This is a genomic window from Variovorax glucosi, from assembly GCF_051216695.1.
Lineage (GTDB): Bacteria > Pseudomonadota > Gammaproteobacteria > Burkholderiales > Burkholderiaceae_C > Variovorax.
The window spans coordinates 1-1,557 of the sequence record NZ_JBPJZE010000059.1; the positions used below are offsets into that span (position 1 = coordinate 1).

The window sequence follows — 1,557 nt, forward strand, 5'->3', positions numbered from 1 at the left end:
CGAGTCCAGCCAGTGGAAGGGCAGGTCGAGCTCGGGCTTGGGCGGCGCATCGGGGTCCGCGATTTCGACGGCGGATTTCGGATCGGGCGCGACGGCCGCCTGCCGGATGGCCCGGCCGATGACCTGCCCGCTGCGCGTGCGGCGCAGCTCGGCCGCGACGAGCGCGCCGGCGCCGACCAGCAGGCCCAGCGCCAGCAGCACGAGGCTGAAGATGGCCAGTTGATTGGGCGTCAACGTCATGCCAGCCTCGCCAGCCGGTAGAGCAGCGCAGCGCCCGTCAGCTGCAGGCCCACCGCCGAAAAGATCAGGATGCGGCCCGTGCCGTCGTTCCACATTCCCATGAAATAGCTGGGGTTGGTGAAGATCAGGAAGGCGCCCACGCCCACGGGCAGCAGGCCGAGGATCCAGGCTGACAGGCGCGTCTCCGAGGACAGGGCGCTGAGCTCCTGCTCCGCCTGCTCGCGGTCGCGCATGAAGTTGCCAACGCGCTCCAGCAGCAGGTCGGCGCGGCCGCCATAGCGCACGCCCAGGCCAAGAATGGAGGCAAGCAGGTACATCTCTTCGATGCGCACGTTGTCCGCCGTCTGGTGCAGCGCGCGGTCGAGGTCCACCCCCGCGCGCACCAGGGCCGCCGAGCGATCCAGATGACCGCGCAGCGGCGCTTGCGTGGTGGCAATCGCCAGCTGAAAAGCCGCTTGCGTGGAGTTGCCGATGGTGATCAGGCGCACCATGGCATCGATATAACCGGGGAGCTGGTGAATCAGCTTGCGGCGGAACTTCTGCAGTTGCAGCCACAGGGCGAAGCTCGCCATCAGCAGCAGAAGAAACAGCACGCCCAGCGCCGCGAGCCACCCGACGAAAACGCCGACCAGCAGGCAGATGGCGACGATGGCGATCAGCGCGAAGACGATGGTGCGCGGCTCGATCACGCCCACCATCCACCCAGGGACCGCGCGCTCGAGCAGACCGGTGCGAGCGGGCGTGGCGGACCCCGCCCCACCGTCGAACCACGGGTCCGTGGTCAGGCTGGAGGCAAGACCCTCGCCAGGGAGATCTCGCAGGGGCATCGGCACGGCGGTTGCCGCGGCGGCCGTGCTGGTGGCCAGAATCTGCTGATTCAGATGCCGCTCCGTCGCCTGCCGCGCCTGCCGGCCCTTCGCCCATTGCCACAGCAGCACTCCGGCGGCTGCCAGTAACAGCGCGACGCAGGCGACCGCGAGCAAGACTTCACGCACGGTTGTCTCCCCCATGCTGCGACGCACGCTGCAGCGACTGGCGGAAGCGCGTGATCTTGGGCGAATGCGGCGCGACGCCGAGCGTTGCCCAACGGTCGATGTCGCGGCCGTCCGGTCCGGTCATCGGGTCGTAGCGGTAAAGCTCCTGCATCGCAACTACGTCGTCGTTGACGCCCGTGACCTCGCTCAGCGAGATGATGCGGCGCTGGCCGCTGGACAGGCGCCCGATCTGCACGATGAAGTCGATGGCGTTGGCGATCTGCCGACGCAGGCTCACTTCGCTGCCCTGGTAGCCGGCAAAGCCCGCGAGCATTTCGAGCCG

General features: G+C 68.5%; 1 protein-coding gene and 2 pseudogenes. All 3 read right to left on the reverse strand.

Annotation, left to right across the window (positions count from 1 at the left end; genetic code table 11):
* Window positions 1-240: pseudogene (locus tag ACSFA3_RS22815) on the reverse strand (type II secretion system F family protein); the annotation flags it as partial.
* Window positions 237-1,235: a type II secretion system F family protein gene (locus ACSFA3_RS22820; protein ID WP_435466229.1), complete on the reverse strand. Its 999-nt coding sequence runs from the start codon at window positions 1,233-1,235 to the stop codon at window positions 237-239. The gene ACSFA3_RS22820 and the pseudogene ACSFA3_RS22815, both read right to left, overlap by 4 nt.
* Window positions 1,228-1,557 (reverse strand): annotated as a pseudogene (locus ACSFA3_RS22825) (CpaF family protein); the annotation flags it as partial. The gene ACSFA3_RS22820 and the pseudogene ACSFA3_RS22825, both read right to left, overlap by 8 nt.